The 25,318-nt window shown below is 74.9% G+C and carries 24 protein-coding genes; 12 read left to right on the forward strand and 12 right to left on the reverse strand.

All coding sequences use genetic code 11. The annotated features are described in order from the left end of the window. Window positions 1-40 precede the first annotated feature (40 nt). From ACFVNO_RS21285 to ACFVNO_RS21315, 7 genes are all read right to left on the reverse strand, one after another. The gene (locus ACFVNO_RS21285) at window positions 41-1,342 is read right to left on the reverse strand and encodes a TrkH family potassium uptake protein (RefSeq protein WP_378895429.1); all 1,302 of its coding nucleotides are present in this window, start codon (window positions 1,340-1,342) and stop codon (window positions 41-43) included. 92 nt (window positions 1,343-1,434) lie between these two features. Next, window positions 1,435-2,154: a response regulator gene (locus ACFVNO_RS21290; RefSeq protein WP_220561697.1), complete on the reverse strand. Its 720-nt coding sequence runs from the start codon at window positions 2,152-2,154 to the stop codon at window positions 1,435-1,437. 101 nt (window positions 2,155-2,255) lie between these two features. Further along, the gene (gene kdpC / locus ACFVNO_RS21295) at window positions 2,256-2,825 is read right to left on the reverse strand and encodes a K(+)-transporting ATPase subunit C (protein WP_355259098.1); all 570 of its coding nucleotides are present in this window, start codon (window positions 2,823-2,825) and stop codon (window positions 2,256-2,258) included. Between the two features lies 1 nt (window position 2,826). After that, window positions 2,827-4,974: a potassium-transporting ATPase subunit KdpB gene (kdpB, locus tag ACFVNO_RS21300; RefSeq protein ID WP_355259095.1), complete on the reverse strand. Its 2,148-nt coding sequence runs from the start codon at window positions 4,972-4,974 to the stop codon at window positions 2,827-2,829. An 8-nt stretch (window positions 4,975-4,982) separates the two neighbouring features. After that, window positions 4,983-6,683 carry a potassium-transporting ATPase subunit KdpA gene (gene kdpA / locus ACFVNO_RS21305; RefSeq protein WP_355259092.1) on the reverse strand — a complete coding sequence of 567 codons (1,701 nt, stop codon included), beginning with the start codon at window positions 6,681-6,683 and terminating at the stop codon, window positions 4,983-4,985. After that, window positions 6,683-6,772, reverse strand: coding sequence for a potassium-transporting ATPase subunit F (locus tag ACFVNO_RS21310; RefSeq protein WP_355259089.1), 90 nt, complete (start codon window positions 6,770-6,772; stop codon window positions 6,683-6,685). Before ACFVNO_RS21310 ends, kdpA begins: the two co-directional genes overlap by 1 nt. Beyond that, on the reverse strand, window positions 6,769-6,933 hold the full coding sequence (locus ACFVNO_RS21315) for a hypothetical protein (RefSeq protein WP_355259086.1): 165 nt from the start codon (window positions 6,931-6,933) through the stop codon (window positions 6,769-6,771). Before ACFVNO_RS21315 ends, ACFVNO_RS21310 begins: the two co-directional genes overlap by 4 nt. Window positions 6,934-7,154: 221 nt before the next feature. Here ACFVNO_RS21315 and ACFVNO_RS21320 point away from each other — a divergent pair, with 221 nt between their 5' ends. After that, a complete protein-coding gene (locus tag ACFVNO_RS21320) occupies window positions 7,155-9,749 on the forward strand; it encodes an ATP-binding protein (RefSeq protein ID WP_378895061.1) in 2,595 nt (864 codons plus the stop codon). Here ACFVNO_RS21320 and ACFVNO_RS21325 read toward each other — a convergent pair. Genes ACFVNO_RS21325 through ACFVNO_RS21335 form a run of 3 tightly spaced genes read right to left on the reverse strand, consistent with a single transcriptional unit; the run spans window position 9,746 to window position 12,218 of the window. After that, complete coding sequence (locus ACFVNO_RS21325) at window positions 9,746-11,014, reverse strand: glycosyltransferase (RefSeq protein ID WP_378895064.1); 1,269 nt, start codon at window positions 11,012-11,014, stop codon at window positions 9,746-9,748. The two genes, ACFVNO_RS21320 and ACFVNO_RS21325, sit on opposite strands and share 4 nt — an antisense overlap. 2 nt (window positions 11,015-11,016) lie before the next feature. Beyond that, entirely contained in the window at window positions 11,017-11,631 is a 615-nt protein-coding gene (locus tag ACFVNO_RS21330) for a TetR/AcrR family transcriptional regulator (RefSeq protein WP_220561704.1), read from the reverse strand. A 32-nt stretch (window positions 11,632-11,663) separates the two neighbouring features. After that, entirely contained in the window at window positions 11,664-12,218 is a 555-nt protein-coding gene (locus ACFVNO_RS21335) for a hypothetical protein (RefSeq protein ID WP_378895067.1), read from the reverse strand. Window positions 12,219-12,357: 139 nt separating this feature from the next. Between ACFVNO_RS21335 and ACFVNO_RS21340 the strand changes: the two genes are divergently transcribed. The 8 genes from ACFVNO_RS21340 (at window position 12,358) to ACFVNO_RS21375 (ending at window position 20,408) form a co-directional block, all read left to right on the forward strand. Then, window positions 12,358-13,023 carry a TetR/AcrR family transcriptional regulator gene (locus ACFVNO_RS21340; RefSeq protein ID WP_220561706.1) on the forward strand — a complete coding sequence of 222 codons (666 nt, stop codon included), beginning with the start codon at window positions 12,358-12,360 and terminating at the stop codon, window positions 13,021-13,023. Then, window positions 13,020-13,925, forward strand: coding sequence for an ABC transporter ATP-binding protein (locus tag ACFVNO_RS21345; RefSeq protein WP_220561707.1), 906 nt, complete (start codon window positions 13,020-13,022; stop codon window positions 13,923-13,925). Before ACFVNO_RS21340 ends, ACFVNO_RS21345 begins: the two co-directional genes overlap by 4 nt. Next, window positions 13,922-15,541: an antibiotic ABC transporter gene (locus ACFVNO_RS21350; RefSeq protein WP_378895072.1), complete on the forward strand. Its 1,620-nt coding sequence runs from the start codon at window positions 13,922-13,924 to the stop codon at window positions 15,539-15,541. Before ACFVNO_RS21345 ends, ACFVNO_RS21350 begins: the two co-directional genes overlap by 4 nt. A gap of 85 nt (window positions 15,542-15,626) precedes the next feature. Next, window positions 15,627-16,217: a TetR/AcrR family transcriptional regulator gene (locus ACFVNO_RS21355; RefSeq protein WP_378895075.1), complete on the forward strand. Its 591-nt coding sequence runs from the start codon at window positions 15,627-15,629 to the stop codon at window positions 16,215-16,217. Then, a complete protein-coding gene (locus tag ACFVNO_RS21360) occupies window positions 16,214-17,068 on the forward strand; it encodes an ABC transporter ATP-binding protein (protein ID WP_378895078.1) in 855 nt (284 codons plus the stop codon). The genes ACFVNO_RS21355 and ACFVNO_RS21360 overlap by 4 nt, the downstream gene beginning before the upstream one ends. Next, window positions 17,065-18,567 carry a hypothetical protein gene (locus ACFVNO_RS21365; protein ID WP_378895081.1) on the forward strand — a complete coding sequence of 501 codons (1,503 nt, stop codon included), beginning with the start codon at window positions 17,065-17,067 and terminating at the stop codon, window positions 18,565-18,567. Before ACFVNO_RS21360 ends, ACFVNO_RS21365 begins: the two co-directional genes overlap by 4 nt. Window positions 18,568-18,723: 156 nt before the next feature. Next, window positions 18,724-19,194: a MarR family transcriptional regulator gene (locus ACFVNO_RS21370; protein WP_355259058.1), complete on the forward strand. Its 471-nt coding sequence runs from the start codon at window positions 18,724-18,726 to the stop codon at window positions 19,192-19,194. After that, the gene (locus ACFVNO_RS21375; RefSeq protein ID WP_378895084.1) at window positions 19,191-20,408 is read left to right on the forward strand and encodes a glycosyltransferase; all 1,218 of its coding nucleotides are present in this window, start codon (window positions 19,191-19,193) and stop codon (window positions 20,406-20,408) included. The genes ACFVNO_RS21370 and ACFVNO_RS21375 overlap by 4 nt, the downstream gene beginning before the upstream one ends. 298 nt (window positions 20,409-20,706) lie before the next feature. Here ACFVNO_RS21375 and ACFVNO_RS21380 read toward each other — a convergent pair whose 3' ends face one another. Then, a complete protein-coding gene (locus tag ACFVNO_RS21380; RefSeq protein WP_378895087.1) occupies window positions 20,707-21,900 on the reverse strand; it encodes an ROK family protein in 1,194 nt (397 codons plus the stop codon). A 66-nt stretch (window positions 21,901-21,966) separates the two neighbouring features. Between ACFVNO_RS21380 and ACFVNO_RS21385 the strand changes: the two genes are divergently transcribed. Together ACFVNO_RS21385 and ACFVNO_RS21390 are read left to right on the forward strand one after the other, a co-directional pair. After that, a complete protein-coding gene (locus tag ACFVNO_RS21385; RefSeq protein WP_378895090.1) occupies window positions 21,967-22,650 on the forward strand; it encodes an HAD-IA family hydrolase in 684 nt (227 codons plus the stop codon). A gap of 57 nt (window positions 22,651-22,707) precedes the next feature. Beyond that, window positions 22,708-23,184, forward strand: coding sequence for a hypothetical protein (locus ACFVNO_RS21390; protein ID WP_378895093.1), 477 nt, complete (start codon window positions 22,708-22,710; stop codon window positions 23,182-23,184). 51 nt (window positions 23,185-23,235) lie between these two features. Here the strand turns inward: ACFVNO_RS21390 and ACFVNO_RS21395 are convergent, their stop codons facing one another. After that, window positions 23,236-23,934, reverse strand: a complete 699-nt coding sequence (locus ACFVNO_RS21395) for a GntR family transcriptional regulator (protein WP_220561716.1) — start codon at window positions 23,932-23,934, stop codon at window positions 23,236-23,238. A gap of 115 nt (window positions 23,935-24,049) precedes the next feature. Between ACFVNO_RS21395 and ACFVNO_RS21400 the strand changes: the two genes are divergently transcribed. Next, window positions 24,050-25,216 (forward strand): mandelate racemase/muconate lactonizing enzyme family protein, encoded by a 1,167-nt coding sequence (locus ACFVNO_RS21400; RefSeq protein ID WP_378895097.1) that lies wholly within the window; start codon window positions 24,050-24,052, stop codon window positions 25,214-25,216. The last annotated feature ends 102 nt before the right edge of the window (window positions 25,217-25,318 follow it).

A 25,318-nucleotide genomic window follows, 5' to 3' on the forward strand; every position in this document is an offset into this window, starting at 1 on the left:
GGGGGGGGCGGATCCGCCCCGGGCCGCCGCGCGAGCGGGGTCAGCCGACGATCGGGCGCTCTTCCGGCAGCTCGTACAGCCGGCTGTGCCGGCGCAGCGCCAGCGCCGACGCCAGGGTGATGGGGCCGATGCGGCCGACGAACATGAGGAAGATCAGCACCGCCTGCCCCACGGGGGGCACGTCGGCGGTGATGCCGGTGGACAGCCCCACCGTCGCGAAGGCCGACGTGGTCTCGAAGAGGATCTGGTCCAGGGTGAAGGGGGTCACGATCATCAGGACCAGGGTTCCCGCCAGCACCAGCCCCAGCGCCAGCATGGCGACCGTGGTCGCCTGGGAGGCGGTGCCCGCGGACAGCCGCCGCCCGCCCGCGTGGACCGTCGGCTCGCCGCGCACGTTCGCGTAGGCGACCAGGATCAGCACGGCGAACGTGGTCACCTTGATGCCGCCCGCGGTGCCCGCGCTCCCGCCCCCGACGAACATCAGCATGTCGGTGACCAGCAGCGTCTGCGTCTGCATCGCGCCGAAGTCCAGGCTGTTGAACCCGGCCGTGCGCGGCATCACCGCCTGGAAGAAGGCGGTGAGGACCTTGTCCCCCGTGTCCAGGGGCCCCATGGTCGCCGGGTTGGTCCACTCCAGCGCCAGGAACGCGATGAAGCCGACGGCCAGCAGGGCCGCCGTCATCCCCAGCGTGAACTTGGCGTGCAGCGTCCAGTGGCGCTTCTCCTTGTGCTTCCGGGAGAACCGCCACAGCTCCACCCACACCGGGAAGCCCAGCCCTCCGGCGATCACGCCGAACGCCACCGGCAGCGTGATCCACGGGTCGGTGGCGTAGCCCATCAGGTTGTCGGAGTACAGCGAGAACCCGGCGTTGTTGAACGACGAGACCGCGTGGAACACACCGGTGTGCAGCGCCGCCGTGAAGGTCAGGTCGTAGGCGGTCCACCAGCGCAGCGTGAGCGCGGACGCCAGCAGCGCCTCGAAGACCAGGGTGACCCACAGCACCCCCAGCACCAGCTGCCGCACCTCCCCCAGGGACACCGACTTGGTCTCGGCCCCGGTGGTGACGGCCATGCGCAGGCCCATGCGCCGGCTCACCAGCAGCGACAGCACGGTGGCCAGGGCCATGATCCCGAATCCGCCGATCTGGATCAGCACGAGGATCACGGTCTCGCCGAAGCCGGACCAGTGCCCGGAGGTGTCGACGACCGCCAGGCCGGTCACACTGGCCGCCGAGGTCGCCGTGAAGAGCGCCGTCATGAAGGGGGTCGCCTGACCGTGGTCGGCGGCGGGCAGGGACAGGAGCAGGGTGCCGATCAGGATGAGCGCGCCGAAGGCCGCCACCGTCACCAGCGGGGGCCGCTTCCAGAACCCCGGACCGAACCGGAGTCCCCCGACCTGCGGGAACGGGCGGCTCGGGTACGCGCGCGGGCTTCTCACCGCTCCCCCTCCTCCCCGCCGGCCAGGAACCGGTAGCCCAGCCCCGGGTCGGTGAGGAAGTAGCGCGGGCGCGGGGGGTCGGGCTCCAGGCGCTGGCGGATCTTGGTCATGAACACGCGCAGGTAGTTGGTCTCCCGTTCGTACTCGGGCCCCCACACCTCGTGCAGCAGCTCGCGGTGGGTCACCAGGCGGCCGCGGTTGCGCACCAGGACCTCGACGATGTGCCACTGCCGGGGGGTCAGGCGGACCTGCTCCCCGCCCCGGGTGACCTGCTTGGCGGCCAGGTCCACGGTGAAGTGGTCGGTGACCACCGACGCCTCCGGCTCGGCCGACGCCGCGGTGCGGCGCATGGCGGCCCGCACCCGGGCGAACAGCTCGTCCATGCCGAACGGCTTGACCACGTAGTCGTCGGCGCCCAGGTCCAGGGCCTGCACCTTCATCTGCTCGGTGTCGCGCCCGGACAGCACCACGACCGGGACCTGCGTCCAGCCGCGCAGCCCGCGCAGGACGTCCAGCCCGCTCATCCCGGGCAGGCCCAGGTCGAGCAGGACCAGCCCGGGGTGGTGGTGCGCGATGAGCTTGAGCGCGTGCTCGCCGCTGTCGGAGAGGTAGGGCGTGTAGCCGCGGGCCCGCAGGTTCAGCTCCAGGGTCTTGCGCAGGCGGGGGTCGTCGTCGACGACGAGCACCGTGGGAGGCGCCTCGTTCCCGTCGCTCATGGTCGGTCCGTTCTCGTGTGTCCGGTGCGGTGGGAACGGCGTCCCACCGCACCGATGGTAGGGAAGGGCGGCCCCCTTGCGTCCCAGGCGGCCGCCGGGTGTCAGGCCGGGGCCCGGTCCAGGGCGAGGTTGAGCTCCAGGACGTTGACGCCCGGCTCCCCCAGCACGCCCAGGGTCCGCCGCGTGGTGTGCTCCCCGATGAGGGCCTCGACCCGCGCGGCGTCCAGGCCGCGGGCCCGGGCGACCCGGTCGGCCTGCAGCCGGGCGTTCTCCACGGAGATGTGCGGGTCCAGGCCGGAGGCGGAGGCGGTCACCGCGTCCACCGGGACCCCGGCGTCCGGCTCCAGGCCGTTGAGGTCGCGGTAGGCCTCGGTGCGGGCGGCCACCTCGTCCAGCAGTCCGGCGTCGGTGGGGCCGAGATTGGCCCCGCCGCTGTCCCGGGGGTCGTGGCCGACGGCCGAGGGGCGCGGGTGGAAGTACTCCGGCCCGGTGAACTCCTGGGAGATCCACTCCGACCCGACGGTCCGGCCGTCGTGTTCGACGAAGGACCCGTCCGCCCGGTGCGGGAAGGCCGCCTGGGCGATCCCGGTGACGGCCAGGGGGTAGGCGAGGCCGAGGACGACGGTGGCGATCGCCATCATGGTGAACCCGGCGATGAGCTGGCGCAGCATGTCAGAGCACTCCCAGCGCGCTGATGAGCATGTCGATGAGCTTGATGCCGACGAACGGGGCGATCAGGCCGCCCACGCCGTAGACGAGGAGGTTGCGGCGCAGCATGGCCGAGGCCGACCGGGCCCGGAAGGCGACGCCGCGCAGGGCCAGCGGGACCAGGGCCACGATGACCAGGGCGTTGAAGACCACCGCCGACAGGATCGCCGACTCGGCCGAGGCCAGGCCCATGATGTTCATCCGGTCCAGCCCCGGCAGGGAGGCGGCGAACATCGCGGGCAGGATCGCGAAGTACTTCGCGACGTCGTTGGCGATGGAGAACGTGGTCAGCGCGCCGCGGGTGATGAGCAGCTGCTTGCCGATGTGGACGATCTCGATGAGCTTGGTCGGGTCGGAGTCCAGGTCGACCATGTTCCCGGCCTCGCGGGCCGCCTGCGTCCCGGTGTTCATGGCCACGCCCACGTCGGCCTGGGCCAGGGCGGGCGCGTCGTTGGTGCCGTCGCCGGTCATGGCGACCAGGGCGCCGCCCGCCTGCTCGCGGCGGATCAGGGCGAGCTTGTCCTCGGGGGCGGCCTGGGCGAGGAAGTCGTCGACGCCGGCCTCCTTCGCGATCACCGCGGCGGTCCTGGGGTTGTCGCCGGTGACCATGACGGTGCGGATGCCCATGGTGCGCAGCTGCTCGAAGCGTTCGCGCATGCCGGGCTTGACGGTGTCCTTGAGGTGGACCAGCCCCAGGGCGCGGGCGGGGCCGCCCCCCTCGGGCACCTCGGCGACGGCCAGCGGAGTGCCGCCCTGGTCGGAGATCTTCTCCGCCAGCGAGAACAGCCGGTCGGGGGCCTCTCCGCCGTTCTCGCGCACCCAGCGGGCGACGGCGTCCACGGCCCCCTTGCGGATGAGGTGGGCGCCGTCGTCCAGGCCGCTCATCCGGCTCTCGGCGGTGAAGGGCACCATCACGCCCCGGTCGGCGGTGCGTCCGTTCAGGTACGGGCGCCCGGCCATGGCGAAGTCCACGATGGAGCGCCCCTCGGGGGTGCCGTCGGACAGGCTGGAGCGGTGGGCGGCCTCGGCGAGCTCCCCGTCGGAGACGCCCGGCAGGGTCAGGAACCCGGACGCCTGCCGGTTGCCGTGGGTGATGGTGCCGGTCTTGTCCAGGAGCAGGGTGGTGACGTCGCCGGAGGCCTCCACCGCCCGCCCGGAGGTGGCCATGACGTTGCGGCGCACCAGCCGGTCCATGCCCGCGATGCCGATCGCGGACAGCAGGGCGCCGATGGTGGTGGGGATGAGGCACACCAGCAGGGCGATGAGGACGATGGTGTCCTGGCGCGCCTGCGAGTAGACCGCCAGGGGCTGGAGGGTGACCACGGCCACCAGGAACACGATCGTCAGCCCGCCCAGGAGGATGTTCAGGGCGATCTCGTTGGGGGTCTTCTTGCGTTCGGCCCCCTCGACCAGCGCGATCATCCGGTCCAGGAAGGTCTCGCCCGGCGGGGTGGTGATGCGCACGACGATCTCGTCGGACAGCACCGTGGTCCCGCCGGTGACCGCCGAGCGGTCGCCGCCGGACTCGCGGATGACGGGCGCGGACTCGCCGGTGATGGCGGACTCGTCGACGGTGGCGATGCCCTCGACGACGTCGCCGTCGCCGGGGATGACCTGCCCGGCGGCGACCACGCACTCGTCGCCGACCTTGAGGTCGGTGCCCGCGACGGTCACGAGCTCCCCGCCGGGGGTGCGCACCCGGGCCTCGGTGTCCCTGCGGGTGGCCCGCAGGGCCGCGGCCTGGGCCTTGCCCCGGCCCTCGGCCAGCGCCTCGGCGAAGTCGGCGAACAGCAGGGTCGCCCAGAGGAAGACGGTGAGCAGGGCCCCGAAGCCGGCCCGCGCGGTGTCGCCCTGGACGAGGGAGGCCGTGAACAGGACGGTGGCCAGCGCGCTGCCGACCAGCACCACGAACATGACGGGGTTGCGGAACTGGACGCGCGGGTCGAGCTTGCGGACCGAGCCGATCAGCGCCTGGCGCAGGATGGGCCCGCTGACCAGGCTCCCCTTCGGCTCGGGGAACGCCTCCTCGTCCGGCGGGTGGATGAAGACGGGTTCGCGCTCGGGTGCGGTGATGACGTCCCGGGGCGCGGGTTCGGACGTGTCGTCGTGCATGGTGCGGCTCACAGTGAGAAGTACTCGGCGACGGGGCCGAGGGTCAGGGCGGGCAGGAAGGTCAGTCCGGCGACGATGACGACGACCGCGACGACCAGCCCGCCGAACATCGGGGTGTGGGTGGGCAGGGTGGAGACGGTGGCGGGCACCGGCCGCTTGCGGGCCAGGGACCCGGCGATGGCCAGGACCGGGAGGATGAGCAGGAAGCGGCCGACCAGCATCGCGACCCCCATCGTGGTCGTGTACCACCAGGTGGCGGCGTTGAGCCCGGCGAAGGCCGACCCGTTGTTGTTGGCGGTGGAGGCGTAGCCGTAGAGGATCTCCGACAGCCCGTGCGGCCCGGTGTTGTTCAGCGAGGCCAGCGCGGCGTCGTTGACGGCCGAGGCGGCGGCGAAGCCGAGCAGGACCACCGGCATCGCCAGGAGGTAGAGCATCACGAGCTTGATCTCGGGCGCGGTGACCTTCTTGCCCAGGTACTCGGGGGTGCGGCCGATCATGAGCCCGGCGATGAACACCGTCAGGATCACCATGACCAGCAGGCCGTTGAGGCCGACGCCCGCGCCGCCGGGGCTGAGCTCGCCGAACATCATGTGCAGCATCGACAGGCCGCCGCCGAGCGGGGTGAAGCTGTCGTGCATGGCGTTGACCGAGCCGTTGGAGGTGCCCGTGGTGGCCGCGGCCCACAGTCCGGAGGCGGCGGCGCCGAAGCGGGTCTCCTTGCCCTCCAGGTACCCGGCGGACTGGTCCACGCCCATGCCGCCCAGCAACGGGTTGCCCGCGCTCTCCAGGAGCATGACGGCGACGGACATGAACGCCCACACCGCGAACATGATCCCGAAGACCGCGCGGCCCTGGCGGCGGTCGCCGCACAGGTGCCCGAAGGCGAAGGCCATGGAGAAGGGGATGATGAGGATCGCCCAGGTCTGGACGAGGTTGCTCAGCGCGGTGGGGTTCTCGAAGGGGTGGGCGGAGTTGGTGTCGAAGAACCCGCCGCCGTTGGTGCCGAGCTGCTTGATGGCCACCTGGCTGGCGGCCGGGCCGCCGGGGACCGCCTGGGCGGCCCCCTCGACGGTGGTGACGACGGTCTGCCCGTTGAGGTTCTGGACGACGCCCTGGGTCACCAGGACCAGGGCGACCAGGAACGACAGGGGGAGCAGGACGCGCACCACGCCGCGGGTGAGGTCCACCCAGAAGTTGCCCAGCGTGGTGGCGCCCCGGCGGGCGATGCCGCGGATGAACGCCGCCATCACGGCCATGCCCGCGCTCGCCGAGACGAAGTTCTGGACGGTGAGCCCGCTCATCTGGGAGAGGTGGCTCATCGTGGTCTCGCCCGCGTACGCCTGCCAGTTCGTGTTGGTCATGAAGCTGACCGCGGCGTTGAAGGCGACGTGGGGGTCGAGGCCGGGCAGGCCGTCGGGGTTGAGGGGCAGCACGCTCTGGGCACGCAGCAGCGCGTACAGGAACAGGAAGGACATGAGGCTGAAGGCGAGCAGGGAGAACGCGTAGCGCGTCCAGTGCTGCTCGCGTTCGGGGTCCACCCGGCAGAGCCGGTAGACCAGGCGCTCGGCCGGCAGGAACAGGCGGTCGCCGGGGGCCTTGTCCCCGTCGGTGTAGCCGTAGACGGCGGCGATGTAGCGGCCGAGCACGGGGGCGGTGAGGCCCAGGAGCGCGATGAGCGCGAGGAACTGGGCCCATCCGGTGACGGTCATCAGAGTTTCTCCGGGAACAGCAGGGCGGCCGTCAGGTAGGCGGCCAGGGGGATCGCGATCGCCAGCGCGGTGATCTCTTCCCAGGTCATCGGGGTACCGCCGTTTCCGCTTCGGAAGCCGGGGCGCCGGTGCCGTCCCCGGGGTCCCCGAGCGCCGGGTCGTCCCCGATGACGCGTTCGCAGCCGCGGACGTAGGCGACGCACAGGCCGAAGAAGCCGATGGTCGCCAGGACGAGCAGTGTGTCCGCCATGTCCTTTTCCTTGTCGTGGTCGCGGCGGGGCCGGGCGGTCCCGCCGGCGGGCTCCGCCGATGCGGCACCCGCCCGAACGACTGTGGGGCCGGAGCCGGGGGCGGGGCCATCGGGATAGCGCTCCCTTAGCGCCTGGACCGGCGGATTTAGCGGACAATTAGCGCCATACGACATCAGAACGCCCTTTGACCGGTGAGAATGAACCCGGAGGAGGCGATGTGGTGACACGTGGTGAGCTGCGGGTGTACCTGGGCGCTGCCCCCGGGGTGGGCAAGACCTACCGGATGCTGGACGAGGCGCACCGGCGCCGCGACCGCGGCGCGGACGTGGTCATCGGGTTCGTGGAGTGCCACGGCCGGGTCCTGACCGAGGCCATGGTCGACGACCTGGAGACCGTCCCCCGGCGGCGGGTCGCCTACCGCGGGTCCTCCTTCGAGGAGATGGACCTGGAGGCCGTGCTCCAGCGCCGCCCCCAGGTCGTCCTGGTCGACGAGCTCGCCCACACCAACGTCCCGGGCAGCGGCAGCGCCAAGCGCTGGGAGGACATCGAGGTCCTGCTGGAGGCGGGCATCACGGTGCTGTCCACCCTCAACATCCAGCACCTGGAGTCGCTCAACGACGTGGTCGAGCAGATCACCGGCGTCCGCCAGCGCGAGACCGTCCCGGACGCCTGGGTGCGCGGCGCCGACCAGATCGAGCTGGTCGACATGACCCCCGAGGCGCTGCGCCGCCGCCTGGCGCACGGCAACGTCTACGCCCCGGAGAAGATCGACGCCTCCCTGAGCAACTACTTCCGGGCGGGCAACCTGTCGGCGCTGCGCGAGCTGGCCCTGCTGTGGCTGGCCGGGCGGGTGGACGCCGAACTGGAGCAGTACCGGTCCGAGCACGGGGTCACCGACACCTGGGAGGCCCGGGAGCGGGTCGTGGTCGCCCTCACCGGCGGCCCCGAGGGCGAGACGCTCGTCCGCAGGGCCGCCCGGATCGCCCAGCGCGGCAAGGGCGCCGACCTGCTGGCGGTGCACGTGGCCCGCAGCGACGGCCTCACCGGGGCCGACCCCGCCCTGCTGGCCCGCCAGCGCCTGCTGGTGGAGAGCCTGGGCGGCACCTACCACCAGGTCCTGGGCGAGGACGTGCCCCGCGCCCTGATCGCGTTCGCCCGCGGGGTCAACGCCACCCAGCTCGTCCTGGGGGCCAGCCGGCGGGGGCGGATCGCCCGCATGTTCTCCCCCGGGATCGGGGCCACCACCACGGCCCTGTCCGGGGCGATCGACGTCCACCTGGTCACGCACGAGCAGGTGGGGCTGCGGACCCGCGCCCGGGCGGTGAGCCCGGTGTCGCGCCGCAGGCGCCTGGCCGCCTGCGCCCTGGCGTTCATGGCCCTGCTGTCGGTGGGCTTCGGCCTGGGGTTCTCCACGGACGAGGCGAACCTCGCCAGCGGGGTCGTCCTGGTCTTCGCGACGGTCACCGTGGTGGCCCTGGTGGGCGGCCTGTGGCCCGCGCTGCTGGCGTCGGTGTGCGGCTCGGCCCTGCTCAACCTCCTGTACACCGAGCCCTACTTCACCCTGACGGTGGCCCATCCGCAGAGCCTGCTGGCCCTGGCGGGGTTCGTGGTCGTGGCCGTGTCGGTGAGCCTGGTGGTGGACCAGGCGGCCCGGCGCACCCGGGAGGCCGCCCGGGCCGGGGCCGAGGCGCAGCTCCTGGCCACCGTGGCCGGGAACGTGCTGCGCGGCTCGCGCCCGCTGGAGGCGCTCATGGAGCGGCTGCTGGAGACCTTCTCGTTCACGTCGGTCTCGCTGCTGGAGCGGCGCGCCGGAGCGGTCGGCGGGCCGGAGCACCGGCGCGACCCCCGGGACTGGTCGGTGGTCGCCTCCGCGGTGCGCGAGGGCGAGGAGTCGTGCCGGGCGCCGGCCCAGGGGGACATCGACGTCCCGGTGGACGAACGGCTCACCCTGGTCGTGCGCGGCCGCGAGCCCGAGGCGGGGGACCGCCGGGTCATCGAGGCGTTCGCCGCGCAGGCGGCGGTCGCCCTGCGCCAGGAGCGGCTGGCCCGGGAGGCCGCGACGGTCAAGCCCCTGGCCGAGGCGGACCGGATGCGCACGGCCCTGCTGTCGGCGGTCAGCCACGACCTGCGCGCGCCGCTCGCCTCCGCCAAGGCGTCCGTCACCAGCCTGCGCAGCCGGGAGGTGAGCTTCAGCGAGGAGGACCGGGAGGGCCTGCTCGCGATGGCCGACGAGTCCCTGGACCAGCTCACCCGGCTGGTGACCGACCTGCTGGACATGAGCCGCCTCCAGGCGGGGGTGCTGGGCGTGGGGCTGGAGTCGCTGCCCCTGCGCGAATCGGTGTTCGCGGCGCTGGAGCAGTTCGGCGGGGAGGCGGCCGCGGTCCGGGTGGACGTGCCGGAGGAGCTGCCCGACGTGCGGGCCGATCCGGGCCTGCTGGACCGGGTCCTGGCCAACGTGGTCGGCAACGCGCTGCGGTTCAGCCCCGCCGGGGCGCCGCCCGCCGTGTCGGCGTCGTGGGTGGGGGACACCGTGGAGGTGCTGGTGATCGACCACGGTCCGGGGATCCCGGAGGAGGACCGCGAGCGGATGTTCGTGCCCTTCCAGCGCCTGGGGGACACCGACACGGGGACCGGCCTGGGGCTGGGCCTGGCGCTCTCCCAGGGGTTCGCCGAGGCGATGGGCGGCTCGCTCGTCCCCGACTCCACCCCCGGGGGCGGCCTGACCATGCGGCTGGTGCTGCGCGCGGCCGCCCCGGACGCGGCGGGCGCCGCCCCGCCCCCCGGCGCGGAAGGCCGCGCCGACAGCAGAACTTAGGGCTTCAGGGCCTCCTCCAGTAGGCGGACCGCCCCGGCGGCCCCGCCCTCGGCGCGGACCCGTTCGCCCAGGGCGGCGGCGCCGGCGGCGGTCCCCGCGTCCGTGAGGGCCGTGTCCAGTGCGGCGACCAGGGCGTCCTCGGTGAGGCGGCGGCCGTTCAGCGGGGCGGGCGCGGCCCCGGCGGCGTGGACGCGTCCCGCCCAGAACGGCTGGTCGCCCCAGAAGGGGCACACGACCTGGGGGCGCCCGGAGGCCAGGGCGGCGCCGGTGGTCCCGGCGCCGGCGTGGTGGACCACTGCGGCGCAGCGCGGGAAGAGGGCGAGGTGGGGGACCCGGTCGACGGCCAGCACGTCCCCGCCGTCCACCGCCACGGCTCCCCCGCCGCCGGAGGCGACGATCGCGCGGGCCCCCGCCCGCCGGACCGCCGCGGCGACCAGGCGGCCGGTGGCCGCGGGGTCGGCGGTGGGCAGGCTGCTGAAGCCGACGAACACCGGCGGCTCCCCCGCGGCCAGGAACTCCTCCACGCGGTCGGGCAGGCCGCCCTCCGCGTCCTGGGGCACGAACCAGAACCCGGTGGTGCGCACCCATGAGGGGTAGCCCGCGTCGGCGGGCACCAGGTGCCCGCTGAAGGCGTGGACCATGGTGGCGGGCGTCCCGTCCGGTCTCCGCAGCGGGTCGTGGGCGCCGGGGCGCGGCGCGAGCCCCAGGTCGCGGCGCAGGTCCTCGGCGATCTTGCGCTGGCCGCGCAGGGCCGCCCCGGCCAGCCGGTAGCTCAGCCGGTGGAACCGGGCGGGGACCCAGCCGGGCCAGGGCACACCGGGGGCGGGGAAGGCGCCGGTGGGCACCCAGGAGGGCTGTAGCCCCACCGGCACGGCGGGCACGCCCAGGCGTTCGGCGATGTGCCCGCCCGGCATGCCGGGGATGTGCACGACGATGTCGGCGCCGGAGTCGGCGGTCGCGGCCATGTCGGTGTACACCCGGCGCATGAGCGGGGTGATCGCGCGCAGCAGGGAGACGGTGTGGACGGCGCCGCGCAGGCCCCGCAGGCCGGTCTCGCGCACTCCGGACAGGCCGGGGTCCTCCATGAGGGCGTTGGGTCCGTCGTCGACCGGGCGGTAGGCCACGCCGTGCGCGGCGGCCAGCGGCGCGTAGGACTCCGGTCCGGCGACCGTCGCCGTGTGACCGGCGGCCTCCAGGGCCAGTGCCAGGGCCAGGAACGGCTGGACGTCGCCGCGGGTGCCGTGGGTGAGCAGTAGGGCGTGCACGTTCACTCCTTCCGCGCGGTGAGGCCGCGCGCGATGACGTCGACGAGCAGGTCGACGGTCTGGTCGTAGGCCGCGGGGTCGGCCAGCCGGCCGGCGTTCACGGGCACGAGCATGACGGTCTGCAGGACCCCGACCACGGCGGCCGGGGTGGCGGGCACCAGGTCCCCGCGCTCCAGCGCGGCGGTGACGAAGGCGGCCAGCCCGTTGGCCGGGTTGTCGGGGGAGGCGGTCAGCCGCTCGGGGTCGGCCCTGCGCAGGACCGCGTCCATCTCCTCGGGGTGGGTCACGAGCCGCCGGTACAGGGGGTCGGTGTCCAGGACCTCCAGGGTGGCGCGCAGGAAGCGGCGCAGCGCCTCCTCGGTGTCGTCGGTGGACTCCAGGGCCTCGTCGACGACCCGCCGTTTGACGTCGGCCATCCGGGCCAGCATCAGCTCCAGGTAGAGGTCCTCCTTGGAGCGGAAGAACGCGTAGAAGCTGCTCTTGGCGATGCCGGCGGGTGCGACCAGGTCCTCCAGGGAGGTCTTGCGCAGGCCGCGCGCGGTGAACAGGTCGGCCCCCGCCTCCATCAGCAGTCCGGTGATGCGGGCCTTCTCCTGCCCGGTGAACGCCGGTGGCATGTGTGTCCTCTCCTCCAGGGTGGTGCGCCCGGTCATCGGGCGGCCGTCTCGGCTCGCGGGCCGCTCCCGTGCCCGCCCGGGCGCCCGCCCGTGAGGGACAGGGGCAGGCCGCGGCGGCGGGCGGTCCAGACGACGGCGGCGGTCATGATCACCATGCCCGATCCCAGGGGGAGCAGGGTGGCCAGGCCGTCGGTGCCCGAGTTGGCGACGGTCCAGCCGATCTTGAGCGCGAGCCCGCCGTTGATGACGACCAGTCCCCAGCCCAGGGAGCGGTACCAGAAGGCGGCGCACAGGGAGCCGAGCAGCACCGGGATCATCGCGAGGCTGACCCAGGTGACCCAGGTGGGGTCGGCGAACAGCCGCTCCTCCATCTCCAGGACCCCGGCCATGGCCGGGTCGATCTCCTCGGGTTCGGGGAACCAGAAGAAGCTCGTCAGCAGGGCGGCGATGGTCAGGGCCAGGGCCGCCGGGCGCCTGGTCCAGCAGAAGTAGGCGATGGGCAGGAAGAAGAGCGGCCGGATGTACCAGCTCAGCGGGTTGAGGTGGCGCGGCCAGGCCCAGGCGAGGAAGTCGTGGAACTGTTCCATGGGGGTGCCTTTCGTCGCGGGGCCCTGCGGACCCCTTGGAAACATATGAACAGATTGAATTTTTGTTTTCAACGGATTTAGCGCTCTCTTAGCGCTACACGTTCGTGTAGTCGACTACACGAACGTGTAGCATCGGGACATGGACACGGAACGACCCGCGGAGGACCTCACCGGCCGGGCGCGCATACGCGACGCCGCACTGGAGGTCTTCGCCGAACGCGGGACCAAGGGCGCCACCGTGCAGCTCATCGCCGCCGCCGCGGGCGTCTCCACCGGGCTCATCCGCCACCACTTCGGCTCCAAGGACGGCCTGCGGCGGGCCTGCGACGAGTACGCCGTCGGCACCCTGCTGGAGCAGGCCCGGCGCGCCCTGGAGGAGGACACCGCGGCCCCGGGGTTCATGGACTCGATGCACCGCGCGAGCGGGGCGAGCACCCGCTACCTGGCCCGCGCCCTGGTGGAGGACTCCCCCGCGGCCGCCGAGCTCTTCGACACCGGGGCGGCGCTCGCCGAGCGCTTCCTCACCGAACAGGACCCCGAACGCTTTCCACCCGGCGCCGAGGCCACACGGGACGCCGCCGCGGTCATGGGCGCCATGCAGCTGTCCACCCTCACCCTGCACACCCACCTGCGCCGCAGGATGGGCGTCGACCCGCTCGACCCCGCCCACACCCCGCGGCTGGCCGCGGCCATGGTCGGGGTGTACACGACCACGGTCGCGTTCCTGTCCGGCGAGCAGGGCCGGCCGATCTCCGACGCCCTCACCGGCGACGCACCCCCCACCCCCCGGGAGGAAGAGCCATGACGACCACCGAGGCGATCCGCGTCAGCGGGCTCGCCAAGCGCTTCGGCCGCACCACCGCGCTGGACGGCCTGGACCTGACCGTTCGCACCGGGGAGGTCCACGGCCTGCTCGGCCCCAACGGCGCGGGCAAGAGCACCGCCCTGCGCATCCTGCTCGGGCTCACCCGCGCCGACGCCGGGACCGCGTCCGTGCTCGGCGGCGACCCCTGGCACGACGCCGCCGCCCTGCACCGGCGGCTGGCCTACGTCCCCGGCGACGTCGCCCTGTGGCCCGGCCTGTCCGGCGGGGAGACCCTCGACCTGCTCGGGCGCATGCGCGGCGGCACCGACGGACGGCGGCTCGCCGAACTCGTGGACCGCTTCGCGCTGGACACCCGCGTCCGGGGCCGCGCCTACTCCAAGGGCAACCGGCAGAAGGTCGCCCTGGTGGCCGCGCTGGCCGCCGACACCGAGCTGCTCGTCCTGGACGAGCCCACCTCCGGGCTGGACCCGCTCATGGAGGAGGTGTTCCGCCGGACCGTCGCCGAGGAGCGCGACCGGGGCCGCACCGTCCTGCTGTCCAGCCACATCCTGTCCGAGGTCGAGGCCCTCTGCGACCGGGTCTCCATCGTGCGCGCGGGCCGCACCGTGGAGAGCGGCACCCTCGACGACCTGCGCCACCTGTCCCGGATCACCGTCACCGCCGTCCTGTCCGCTCCCCCGGACGGACTGGCCGCCCTGCCCGGCGTCCACGATCTGGAGGTCGAGGGCGACCGGCTGCGGCTGCACGCCGACCCGGCGGCGCTGGCCGGGCTGTGCGCGCGCCTGGGGGAACTGGGGGTGCGCGACCTCGGTGCGCATCCGCCCACGCTGGAGGAGCTGTTCCTGCGCCACTACGACACGGCCGCCGAGGGGGCGCGATGACCGCCGTCGGCGCCCGCCCCGCCGGGGGGACGGCGGCCGGGGCCGCCCCGCTGGCCCGGGCGGTCCTGCGCCGGGAGCGCGTCCTGCTCGCCGTGTGGTCCCTGTGCACCGTCGGCATCGCCCTGGGCGGCGTGGCCGCGGCCGGGACCACCTACCCGACCGCCGAGGACCGCGCGGCGCGCTGGGAGCAGCTCCGGCAGATCCCCATGTTCGTGCTCTTCCAGAGCCGGGCGTTCGACGACTCCGCCGAGGCGCTCGCCGTCCAGCAGGCGTTCGGCGCCGGGACGATGTGCGCCGCTCTGGGCGCCGTGCTGCTGGTGGTGCGGGCCACCCGCGGGGAGGAGGGCTCCGGGCGGCGCGAGCTGCTCGCCGGGCTTCCGCTGGGGCGGCACGCGGACCTGGCGGCGGCCCTGGCCGTGGCCCTGGGCGCGGGGGCGGCGATCGCGGCCGCCGTCGCCGCGGGCCTGGTCGCGACCGGCGCGCCCGCCGCGGGATCGGCGGCCTTCGGGCTGGTCGTCGGCGCGGCGGCGTGGGTGGGCGCGGGCCTGGCCGCCGTCGCCGCCCAGTTCACCGCGCGCACCGGGACTGCGGTGGGGCTGGCGTTCGGGGCCTTCTACGCCCTGCACCTGGTCCGCGGGCTGGGGGCGATGGCGGGCGGGCCGGCCCTGTGGGTCACCTGGGCGGTGCCCTCCGGGTGGCTGGAGAACGTGCGGCCCTTCGCCGGCGAACGCTGGTGGGCGCTGGTGCCCGTGCTGCTGTGCACGGCCGCCCTGGCGGCGGCCGCCTTCGCCCTGGCCGACCGGCGCGACCCGGGCGAGGGACTGCTCCCCCGCGGCCGGGGCCCGGCCCGGGCGGCCCGCTCGCTGCGGTCCCCCCTGGCCCTGGCGCTGCGCTCGGAGCGGACCTCCCTGGCCCTGTGGGCGGGGGCGGTCGCGGGCGTCGGCCTGGCGATGGGGGCCGTGGGGGCGGGCGCCATGGCCGAGTACGCGGGCGCGCCCTGGGTGCGCGCGATGGCCGACGCGCTGGGGGTTGCGCCCCAAGACGCCTTCTTCGTGTACGTGGTCTTCGTCCTCGTCTTCCCGATCGCCGCCCAGGCGGTCCTGGCGGTGCTGCGGCTCCGCCGTGAGGAGGCGGCCGGGACCGCCGAGCTGCTGCTGTCGGGGCCGGTGGGGCGGGTCCGCTGGGCGCTGGCGCACCTGGCGGTGGCCTTCCTGGGCCCCGCGGTCCTGCTCGCGGTGCTGGGCGCCGCAGTCGGGGCCGGGGTGTTCCTGGGCGGTCCGGGGTCGGCGGCCGACCTCGTCCGGTTCACCGGGCTCACCCTCTCGCTGGTCCCGTCCGTGTGGGTGGTGGCGGCGGTGGCCTTCCTGGCGTACGGGGCGCTGCCGCGCCTGTGCGCGGCGCTGGGGTGGGCGGCGCTCGGCACGGGGATCCTGGTCGAGATCGCGGTGAAGACCGGGGCGGTGCCGGAGGTCCTGTTCCTGCTCACCTCGCCGTTCGCCCACGTCAACCCCTACTACGGTCCGCCGGGCGCCGCTCCCCTGGTGCTGGCCGTCCTGGCGGGGGCGCTGGCCGCCGCCGGGGCGTGGGCCCTGCACCGCCGGGACATGCCCGCCTGAAGGACGCCCGGCCGGGGGTGGCGCGGCGCCCCGACCCGCATTATGTTAGTGACTAACACTTTCTGCGGCGGGAACGGGCGGCGGCATGGACGGCAGGGCGCACACGCGGCGGCGGAACAGGGCCGCCATCCAGGAGGCGGCCCTGCGGCTCTTCGCCGAGCAGGGCTACGAGGCGACCACGGTCGCGCAGATCGCCCGCGAGGCCGGGGTCTCGCACATGACGTTCTTCCGGTGCTTCCCGACCAAGGAGGACGTCGTCCTGGACGACGACTACGACCCCATGCTGGAGGAGCTGGTCCGGGCCCGCCCCGCCGCCGAACCCCCCGTGGAGCGCGTCCACCGGGCCACCATGGCCGGACTCGGGCAGGTCTACGAGCACAACCGGGAGGCCCTGCTGGGCCGGGTCGGACTCCTGCTGTCGATCCCGGGGCTGCGCGCCCGGATCGGCGAGAACCTCGCCTCGGCCCGCACCGCCTTCGAGCGCGGGCTGACCCCCGAGGGGCGGGAGCCCGACATGGAGACCCGGGCGGTGGCCGCGGCGTGCGCGTCGGCCCTGGCCGAGGCCGTCATCGCCTGGAGCGAGGCCCACGAGCGGGTCGAACTGCCCGACGTGATCGACCGGGTGTTCCACGCACTGCGCGGACTGCCCGCCCCGGAGCGGGGGGCGCGCCCGTGAGCGCCCCCGTCATCACCGTCGAGGGCCTCTCGGTCCGCTACCCGGGCGCCGCGTCCCCGGCGGTCGACGGCATGGACTTCACCGTCGGCCGCGGCGAGGTGTTCGGGTTCCTGGGGCCCAGCGGCGCGGGCAAGTCGACCGCGCAGAAGGTGCTGACCCGGCTCCTCCGCCGCTACCGGGGCGAGGTGGGCGTCCTGGGCCGGCGCCTGGAGGAGTGGGGGCGGGACTACTTCGAGCGGGTGGGGGTGGGGTTCGAGCTCCCGGCCGGGTTCGGGCGGCTCACCGCCCGGGAGAACCTCGCCGCGTTCGCCTCCCTGTACCGGGGCCCGGTCGAGGACCCCGCGGAGCTGCTGGAGCGGGTGGACCTGGCCGGGGCGGCCGACCTGCGCCTGTCGGAGCTGTCCAAGGGGATGCGCATGCGCCTCAACCTGGCCCGGGCCCTGGTCAACCGGCCCGACGTCCTCTTCCTGGACGAGCCCACCTCCGGCCAGGACCCGGTGCGCGCCGCCCTGGTGCGCGACGTCGTCCGGGCGGCCGCCGACCGGGGGTGCGCGGTCTTCCTGACCACCCACGACATGGCCACCGCCGACCTGCTGTGCGACCGGGTGGCCTTCGTGGTCCGGGGGCGGATCGCCGCCGTCGACTCCCCGCGCGGGTTCAGGCTCCGCCACGGGCGCCCGGGGATCGTCGCCGAGCTGCGCGGGGGCGGCGTCCGGGAGGTCGCGGCCCGGGCCCTGGCCGACGACGCCGAACTCCTGGGGCTGCTCCGGGAGGGCGCCGTGGAGACCCTGCACACCCGGGAGGCGTCGCTGGCCGACGTCTTCACCGAGGTCACCCGGGAGCGGCTGTGAACCGGCTGCTCGCCGCCGCCGCGCTGGAGGCCCGGCTCCAGGCGGGGTACGGCATCGCGGCCGTCGCCGCCGCGCTGGGCGCGGTGTGGACGCTCACCCTGGTCGCCCTGCCCGCCGGGGCGGCCGACGAGGTGGCGGCCCACCTGCTGTTCCTCGACACCGCGGGCTTCGGCGCGCTCTTCGGCGCCTTCCTGCTCCTCTTCGAGCGGGTCGAGGGCTCGCGGCGGGCCCTGGAGGCGAGCCCGCTGCGGCCCGCGGAGGGTGCGGCGGCCCGGATCGCGACGCTGACCGCCCTGGCCCTGCTCATCGCCCTGCCCATGGCGGTGGCGGCGCTGCGGGACCGGCCCGCGGACCTGGTCGCGGCGCTCCCGCCCGTCCTGGGCGGCGTGGCGCTCACGTCCGCGCTGCTGACCGCGGCGTGCCTGGCGGCGGGGGCGCGCAGCCCGGACCTGCCGCGCTTCCTGCTGGTGCTGCCGCCGGTGGTCGCGCCGCTCGTCCTGGTCCCGCTGGTGCACGTGTTCGGGCCGTCCGGGCACCCGCTCCTGTACGCGGTCCCCACCACGGCGGGCGCGGAGCTCATCCGCTCCGGCCTGGCCGGGGGCGCCGGCTCCCCGCCTCCGGCCGCCGTGGTGTACGCGCTGGGGTGGGCGGTGCTCGGCCCCCTCCTGGTCCGCCCGGGGGCGGAGGCGCCGCCGGAGCGGACACGGCCCGCCCGTGTCCGGCCCCGCCCCGGGGTCCGGGCCGTCGGCCGGGGGCGGACGCCGGCGATCGTGCGGTTCGCCCGCACCGACCTGTTCGGCACCGGCCGCGACCCCCTCCTCCTGCTGTTGCTGTGCTCCCCGGCCCTGTTGGCGGTCGGCCTGCGGCTGCTGTTCCCGCCCGTGTCCGGGTTCGTGATGGACGCCTTCGGGTTCGACCTGCGGCCCCACGCCCCGGCGCTCGTCGCGGCGCTGGTGCTGCTGCACGTGCCGATGATGTTCGGGCTCGTCCAGGGGCTGCGGGCGGCCGAGGAGCTCGACGGCGGGGTCCTGCTCGTCCTGCGCGTCTCCCCGGTGTCGGTCCCCGCCTACCTGGCCTACCGGATGGCGCTGGCTGGCGCGGCGTCGCTGGCCGGGCTGGCCGTGGCACTGCCTCTGAGCGGTCCGTCCCTGGGCGGGGGCGGGCCCCTGCCCGTGGCGGCCGTGCTGCTGGCGTCCCTCCAGGCCCCGCTGCTGGTGGCGCTCATGGCGGCGTTCGCGGCGAACACGGTGGAGGCGCTGGTCGCCGCCAAGGCCGTCGGCGCCGTCCTGGTCCTGAGCCCCGTCCTGGCCTGGGCCGCCCCCTCCCCGTGGAACCTGGCCGCGGCCGTCCTGCCCCCGGTCTGGGCGGCGCTCGCCCTGCCCGGCTACGACGCCGGCCCGCTGACCCCGTGGTGGTGCCTGCCCCTCGGGATCGCCTGGACGGCGGCGGCCGGGTGGCCGCTGGTCCGGCGCGCCCGCCGGCGCCTGGAGAACGCCTGAGCCCACGGCCCCCGTCCCCGGTTCGGGGGAGGCGGCCCGCTTCCCCGGAACCGGTGGCGGTCACTCCATCCCCGAGTCCGGGAAGGCGGACCGTGCGGCCTTGACCATTTCCCGTTTGTTCGGAATGATCCGAACAAAGCGATGGAAGTGGTGGGCATGAGCGAGCAAGAGGCCGTGGCGGCCTTCGTCGAAGAGGCCGGGCTGTTCTACGAGCGCCTGGGGCTGAGCCGGACCGAGGGCCGCGTCATGGGCCGGCTGCTGAGCGCCCCCGAGGACGACGCCGACGCCCCCGCCCTGTGCGAGGCGCTGGGCGTGGCCAAGAGCAGCATGAGCGTCTCCCTGCGCAGGCTGGAGCAGGCGGGCCTGGTGGAGCGGTTCCGGCGACCCGGGGAGCGGCGGGACCGGTACCGGCTCGCCGAGGATGTCTTCCAGCGCGCGTTCCGGGCGAAGATGGCCGAGTTCGACCGCTTCCGGGCCCTGGCCGAACGCGGGCTGGCCGCGGTGGGGGACGATCCCCGGCGCCGCGAGCGGCTGGAGCTGATGCGGGACATGTACGGGTTCATGGCCGACCGGTTCCCGGACCTGCTGGACGAATGGGACCGGGTCAGGAAGGGGCGCGGAGAATGAGGGCGCTGCTCGTCACCACCGGGAGCAGGGGCGACGTCCAGCCGTTCGCGGCCCTGGCCCTCGCCCTGCGGCGGCGGGGCCACGACGCCGTGCTCGCGGCGCCCGGCCGGTTCTCCACGCTCGTCTCCCGGCACGGGGTGGACTTCGCCGCCCTGGACGAGGGGACGCTCGCGCTCCAGGACGAGCTCGCCGGCCGCGGGACGATGGCCGCGCTCACCTCGGCGCGCCGGGTCGCCCCCGCTCTGCGGGCCTGGCTGGACAGCGTGGCCGGGCTGGCCGGGACGGCGTGCGACGCCGTCGTCTTCGCGCCCAAGGCGCTGGGGGCGGCCGACCTCGCGGACCGGCTGGGGGTGCCCGCGGTCCCGCTCCTGGCGATCCCGCTGTACACGCCGACCCGAGGGTTCGCCTCCCCGCTGCTGCCCTTCCGCCCGCCCGCCGCGCTCAACCGGCCGAGCTGGCGGCTGGCCTCGGCGGTGGAGGCGCCCTACCGGCGGATGCTGCGCCGCTGGCGCGCGGAGAGGCTGGACCTGGGCCCGGGCCCGGACCTGCCGGAGCGCGTCGCCGCGGGCGGGGCCGTGCACGCCTGGAGCCGCCACCTGCTGCCGGCGCCGGCCGACTGGCCGCCCTCCGCCGCTCCCCTGGGCGCCCTGCACCTGCCGCCCGAGCGGGGCCGCACCCTGCCCGGGGCGCTGGCGCGCTTCCTGGAGGAGGGGGAGCCGCCGGTGTACGTCGGCTTCGGGAGCACGGTGCACCGGGACCCGGCCGGGCTGACCCGCACGGTCGTCGAGGGGGTGCGGCTCAGCGGGCGCCGCGCGGTGCTGGCCTCCGGCTGGGGCGCCCTCTCCCCCGGTGCCGCGCCCTCCGGCGATGTCCTGGTGGTGGACGAGGTCCCGCACGACCTGCTGCTGCCGCGCGTGGCGGCGGCGGTGCACCACGGCGGGGCGGGAACCGTCGCCGCGGCGATGCGCGCCGGGGTCCCTCAGGCCGTGCGGCCGTTCGCCGGGGACCAGTGGTTCTGGGGCGACCGGGTCCACCGGGTCGGGGCGGGTCCCGCCCCGCTGACCGGGAGGCTCACCCCGGAGAGGCTGGCCGCCGCGATCGACGGGGCCGCGGCGTGCTCCGGCCGGGCCCGGGAACTGGCCGGGGCGGTCGCGGAGGAAGAGGGCGCGGCGGCGGACCGCATCGCCGAACGCGTGCTCGCGACGGCGGCCTGAGCCGGAGCACGCGGTGCCCCGTACCACCGGGCGGTGGCGGGGGCACCGGAGCGCGGACGGCCAGTCCCCCGTCGCGTCCGGCCAGGGACGCGGCCGGACCGGCGGACGCCGAGCCGGTCCGTCGGGCTCTCCCCGGCTCTGGACACCCCTGAGGTCGGACATCCGGGGCAGCGTGAACCGCGGGTCCAGCCCGTTGCGCAGCCGGCCGGCAGGCGGAAGGCGACCGCCGACAGCGGCGCCGGCGCCACCGCCAAAGGCGATGATCCGCGCTTCATCCCGCACCGCACCGAAGGGGCGGTCAAGGGGCTCTGTGCGCACTCCAGCGGGCCAGCGCCGCCGGTCCGGTGATCTCGTCGAAGCCCAGGGCGAGGGCGCCCCGCACCGGACCGTCGGAGCCGTGGACCGCGTCGGCCACGGGCGGCGGGGCGGCGCGGTGGAGCGCCATGAGGCCGCCGCGGTAGGCGTCGGCGAAGGCGTCCGGGGCCGCGGCCCGCAGGCCGGGCGCCAGGCCCGCGAGGGTGACCGCGTCGGGGTCGTGCAGGTTGACCAGGCCCGCGATCCCCGCCCCGAGCGCCCGCGCGGTGCGCTCGACCGCCCGTCGGTCCCGGTCCGTCGCCCTCCCCGAGCGGACGGCCTCCAGTACCTCCCGCCCGTAGGCGAACGGGTCCCCGGGGGCCGGGTCGCCCCGGTGGCGGGCCAGGGCGCGGCCGTCGACCATGAGGTCCCAGCAGCCCCGCGCCCCGCAGGGGCAGGCCAGGTCGGGATCGCCCAGCGGCAGGTGCCCGTACTCGCCGCCCGCCCCGCGCGCCCCCGTCACCGGGCGGCCGTCCACCAGCAGCGCGCCCCCGACGCCGACCGCGACCAGGAGGTGCAGCGCGGCGCGCGCGCCGCGGGCGGCGCCCCCGCGCGCCTCCGCGATGCCGCCGAGCGTCGCGTCGTTGCCCACCAGCAGCGGTACGCCGGTGCCGCCCTCCAGGACGCCCAGGTCGGCCTCGTGCCAGCCGCGGGTGGAGAACTGCAGCAGCCGGGTCCCGCTCACGGCGCCCGCGACCGCGGCGACGACCGCCCCGACCCGGCCGTGCTCGCGGCGCGCCGCGGCGCCCACCGCCCCGGCGACCTCCGGAAGGAAGTCCGCGGGCTCCCGGTCGCCGTAGGTGCCCGCGGCGGCCTCGGTCACGGTGCCGGCGAGGTCGCCCAGGAGCACCCGCCACCCGGCGGCGCGCAGGTCCACGACGGCCGCGAGCGGACCCCGCGGGTGGGCGCCCAACACGGTGGTCGGGCGGCCGGGCCCGCCCCGCCCGGCGCGGTGCTCGGCCAGCAGGCGGGCGGCGCGCAGCCGTTCGATCAGCTCGGCGGCCGCGCCGCTGGCCAGGGCCAGCCGCTCGCAGGCCGCGGTGCGGGTGATCCCGGGTTCGGCGTACACCAGCCGCAGCAGCTCCGAGGCGGTGGACCACCGCAGGCGCGCCGAACGGGACATCCGGTCTCCGGTCACGACTGGTGGTCCTTCCGCTCGGGAAATATACTCGGGCTCCGAGTAAAACTACCGCGAGGAGGCCCGATGAGCACGGACCAGGCCGGCCGCACCACGGTCGAGGTCGAGGCGGTGCTGTTCGACATGGACGGCACCCTCGTGGACTCCACCGCGGTGGTGGAGGACGTGTGGGCCCGCTTCGCCGCCCGCCACGGCGTCGTGCTCGCCGACGTGCTCGCGTACTCGCACGGCCGCCAGACCAAGGACACGCTGCTCCGCTTCCTGCCGCCGGAGCACGACGTGGACGCGGTGGCCGAGGAGATCGAGCGGGAGGAGACCACGCGCACCGACGGCATCACGGAAATCCCCGGGGCGCGCCGCCTGCTGGAACTGCTGCGCGGCGTCCGTACGGCCGTCGTGACCTCCGCCTCCCGGCCGCTGGCCGAGGCGCGCCTGCTCGCCGCGGGCCTCCCCGTGTCCGAGGTGCTCGTGGCCGCCGAGGACGTGGCCGCGGGCAAGCCCGACCCGTCCGGCTACGTGGCCGCGGCCGCGCGCCTGGGCGTCGCCCCGGACCGCTGCCTGGTGCTGGAGGACGCGGAGGCGGGCATCCTCGCCGGCCTGGCCTCGGGCGCGCACACGCTGGTGGTCGGCTCCCACCTCTCCCCCGCCACCCGCCACCTGGACCGCGTCCCGGACCTGCGCCCGGTCGGCGCCGCCCCCGCCGCCCACGGCGGCGCCCGCCTCCACTGGCCCCACCACCCCACCCCCTGACCCCGAACGGGTGCCCCGCCCTCCCCCACCCCTCTGGGCCGGACGACAATGGGGGGCGTGTATCAGCTGGAAGCAGTCATCGCCGACCGGGCGGTGCTCCGTGAGCTGACCGGCCCCGTCCGACAGGCGCCCATCGTGCCCCTCGGCCAGGGCCTGTCGCTGCTGCCGATGACCGACGCGCTGTTCGACGCGCTCACCGTCGCCGGGGCCCCGGGCCTCGACGGGTTCTGGAAGGCGCCCGCCGGGCTCGGCGACAGGTCGGCGGCGTGCTCGGCGCACGGCCCGGTGGCCTACGTCGAGGCGGACTTCTTCGGCGGGACCGGAACGCAGTCCGCGCAGGTGTGGGACCGCGGCGAGGTGGTCCTCGGCCCCCTGCACACCGCCGAGGGCGAACCGGCCCCACCGGCCGGCAGCCCGATCTCCCAGGCGCTCCGGAGGCTCGGCGTCGCCAGGGGCGACCACTTCGACGAGTTCGACGCGGCCGGGCTCGGCCGCCACCGCCGCACGGACGCCTGGCTTCCGACCCCGCCCTGACCACGACGGGCGGCCCCGCCCCCCGGCCGCCCGGGCCGTGGTGCGCTCGGCCTAGTGCCCGGCGATCGGGTGGTACGCGGCGTGCTCCCTGCCTTCGAGGGTGTCCGTGACCATGGCGCCGAGGCTGTTGAGGATGTGGGAGCGCACCAGTCCGGCCGCGGCGGCGCCGTCGCCGATGACGACGAGCTCCAGGATCTCGTGGTGCTGGTTCAGGTCGATGGTGCGCGGTTCGGCCCCCGCGGGCAGTTCCAGGCCGATCCGCCGGTACCGGTCGGCCTTGTCCCACAGGTCGTCCAGGAGCCGGATCATCACGTTGTTGTGGGAGGCGGTGTAGATCGCCCGGTGGAAGGCCCTGTGCGCCGCGATGGCCTCCTCGCCCCAGGTGCGGGTGACCGGCAGGAGCGCGTCGGCCGCCGCCCTCATCGCGGCGATCTCCCGTTCCGTCCGGCGCAGCGCGGCGAGCTCGGTGGCGGAGGGTTCCAGCGAGAAGCGGGCCTCCAGCAGCTCGCGCGCCTCGGAGGCGCTCATGGCCGCCACGCGCACGTCCCGGTGGGTGTCCATCACGACCCAGTCCTCGCTGGCCAGTCGCCTGATCGCCTCGCGCAGGGGGGTGATGCTCATCCCCATCTCCTCCGCCAGCTCGTACTGCGACAGGCGTGACCCCGGGGCGAGCTCGCCCGAGGTGATGCGGCGGCGCAGCTCGGTATAGGCCAGCCCGCCCTTGCTGGAGAAGACGTTCGCGCCGGTCATCGTGACCTCTCTCACAAGATTTTCCCTCATGGGCTTGTGGCCCCACCCCGGCCAGTATAGGGTCCCGCATAACTTATAAGAGACTTATAAGATCCCTTTCCGCAGGAAGAGACCCATGCGAATCGTTTCCGCCCACGTGGGAACCATCCCGATCAGTTCGTCGATGCGCAACGCGTACATCGACTTCAGCAAGATGGACTGCACGATCCTGGCCCTGGTCAGCGACGTGGTGGTCGACGGCAGGCCCCTGGTGGGCTACGGCTTCAACTCCAACGGCCGGTACAACGCCACCGCCATCCTGAGCGAGCGGATGCTGCCGCGGCTGCGGAACGCCGCGCCGGAAGAGCTGCTGGACGCGAACGGCGACCTCTCCCCCGCCAAGGCGTGGGACGTCATGATGCGCAACGAGAAGCCCGGCGGCCACGGCGAACGCTCCGTCGCCGTCGGTGTGGTGGACATGGCGCTGCACGACCTCGCCGCCAAGGCCGCCGGAGTGCCGCTGTACCGGTGGATCTCCGACCACTACGGCGACGGCGCCCCGGACGAGGACGTCTTCGTCTACGCCGCCGGCGGCTACTACGCGCCCGGCAAGACCCTGGAGGACCTCCGGGACGAGATGCGGGGCTTCCTCGACGCCGGGTACGAGATCGTCAAGATGAAGGTCGGCGGCGCCGACCTGGCCGAGGACCTCAGGCGCATCGAGGCGGTCATCGACGTCCTGGACGGCGACGGGTCCCGGCTGATGGTGGACGTCAACGGCAAGTTCGACCTGCGGACCGCCCTGGAGTACGGCCGGGCCATCGACCGGTACGGCCTCTTCTGGTACGAGGAGGTCGGCGACCCGCTGGACTACGCGCTGAACGCGACGCTGTCGGAGAACTACCGCAACCCCATCGCGACCGGAGAGAACCTGTTCTCCCTCCAGGACGCCCGGAACCTGATCCGCTACGGCGGGATGCGCCCCGACCGCGACTTCATCCAGGTCGACCCGGCGCTGAGCTACGGCCTGACGGAGTACCGCCGGATCCTGGACATGCTCGCCCTGCACGGCTGGTCCTCCCGCCGGTGCATCCCGCACGGCGGGCACCAGTTCTCACTGCACATCGCCGCGGCCCTCAAGCTCGGCGGCAACGAGTCCTACCCCGGAGAGTTCCAGCCCACGGGCGGCTTCACCGACGACGCGGTGGTCACCCGTGGCCGCGTGGCGCCGGGCGACCTCCCGGGCATCGGCCTCGAGGGCAAGGCGGAGTTCTACAAGGTCCTCCGCGACCTGCACGGCTGACCGTCCGGGACCGGCGGCTCCCGCGACGGTCGCGCACACGGGAGCCGCCGTCTCCGACACCGCGCACCGCGCCTCCGAGGCGGCGCGAACGACCGCCCGGAC

The organism is Nocardiopsis sp. NPDC057823 (assembly GCF_042797335.1).
In the GTDB taxonomy this organism is placed as follows: Bacteria; Actinomycetota; Actinomycetes; order Streptosporangiales; family Streptosporangiaceae; genus Nocardiopsis; species Nocardiopsis changdeensis.

Coding starts and splice junctions, on each gene's coding strand:
- ACFVNO_RS21290 (WP_220561697.1), bottom strand. CDS start 2,154: ATGAGCGACGGGAACGAGGCGCCTCCCACGGTGCTCGTCGTCGACGAC.
- kdpC (WP_355259098.1), bottom strand. CDS start 2,825: ATGCTGCGCCAGCTCATCGCCGGGTTCACCATGATGGCGATCGCCACC.
- kdpB (WP_355259095.1), bottom strand. CDS start 4,974: ATGCACGACGACACGTCCGAACCCGCGCCCCGGGACGTCATCACCGCA.
- kdpA (WP_355259092.1), bottom strand. CDS start 6,683: ATGACCGTCACCGGATGGGCCCAGTTCCTCGCGCTCATCGCGCTCCTG.
- ACFVNO_RS21310 (WP_355259089.1), bottom strand. CDS start 6,772: ATGACCTGGGAAGAGATCACCGCGCTGGCGATCGCGATCCCCCTGGCC.
- ACFVNO_RS21315 (WP_355259086.1), bottom strand. CDS start 6,933: ATGGCGGACACACTGCTCGTCCTGGCGACCATCGGCTTCTTCGGCCTG.
- ACFVNO_RS21330 (WP_220561704.1), bottom strand. CDS start 11,631: ATGCCACCGGCGTTCACCGGGCAGGAGAAGGCCCGCATCACCGGACTG.
- ACFVNO_RS21335 (WP_378895067.1), bottom strand. CDS start 12,218: ATGGAACAGTTCCACGACTTCCTCGCCTGGGCCTGGCCGCGCCACCTC.
- ACFVNO_RS21340 (WP_220561706.1), top strand. CDS start 12,358: ATGGACACGGAACGACCCGCGGAGGACCTCACCGGCCGGGCGCGCATA.
- ACFVNO_RS21345 (WP_220561707.1), top strand. CDS start 13,020: ATGACGACCACCGAGGCGATCCGCGTCAGCGGGCTCGCCAAGCGCTTC.
- ACFVNO_RS21350 (WP_378895072.1), top strand. CDS start 13,922: ATGACCGCCGTCGGCGCCCGCCCCGCCGGGGGGACGGCGGCCGGGGCC.
- ACFVNO_RS21355 (WP_378895075.1), top strand. CDS start 15,627: ATGGACGGCAGGGCGCACACGCGGCGGCGGAACAGGGCCGCCATCCAG.
- ACFVNO_RS21370 (WP_355259058.1), top strand. CDS start 18,724: ATGAGCGAGCAAGAGGCCGTGGCGGCCTTCGTCGAAGAGGCCGGGCTG.
- ACFVNO_RS21375 (WP_378895084.1), top strand. CDS start 19,191: ATGAGGGCGCTGCTCGTCACCACCGGGAGCAGGGGCGACGTCCAGCCG.
- ACFVNO_RS21385 (WP_378895090.1), top strand. CDS start 21,967: ATGAGCACGGACCAGGCCGGCCGCACCACGGTCGAGGTCGAGGCGGTG.
- ACFVNO_RS21395 (WP_220561716.1), bottom strand. CDS start 23,934: ATGACCGGCGCGAACGTCTTCTCCAGCAAGGGCGGGCTGGCCTATACC.
- ACFVNO_RS21400 (WP_378895097.1), top strand. CDS start 24,050: ATGCGAATCGTTTCCGCCCACGTGGGAACCATCCCGATCAGTTCGTCG.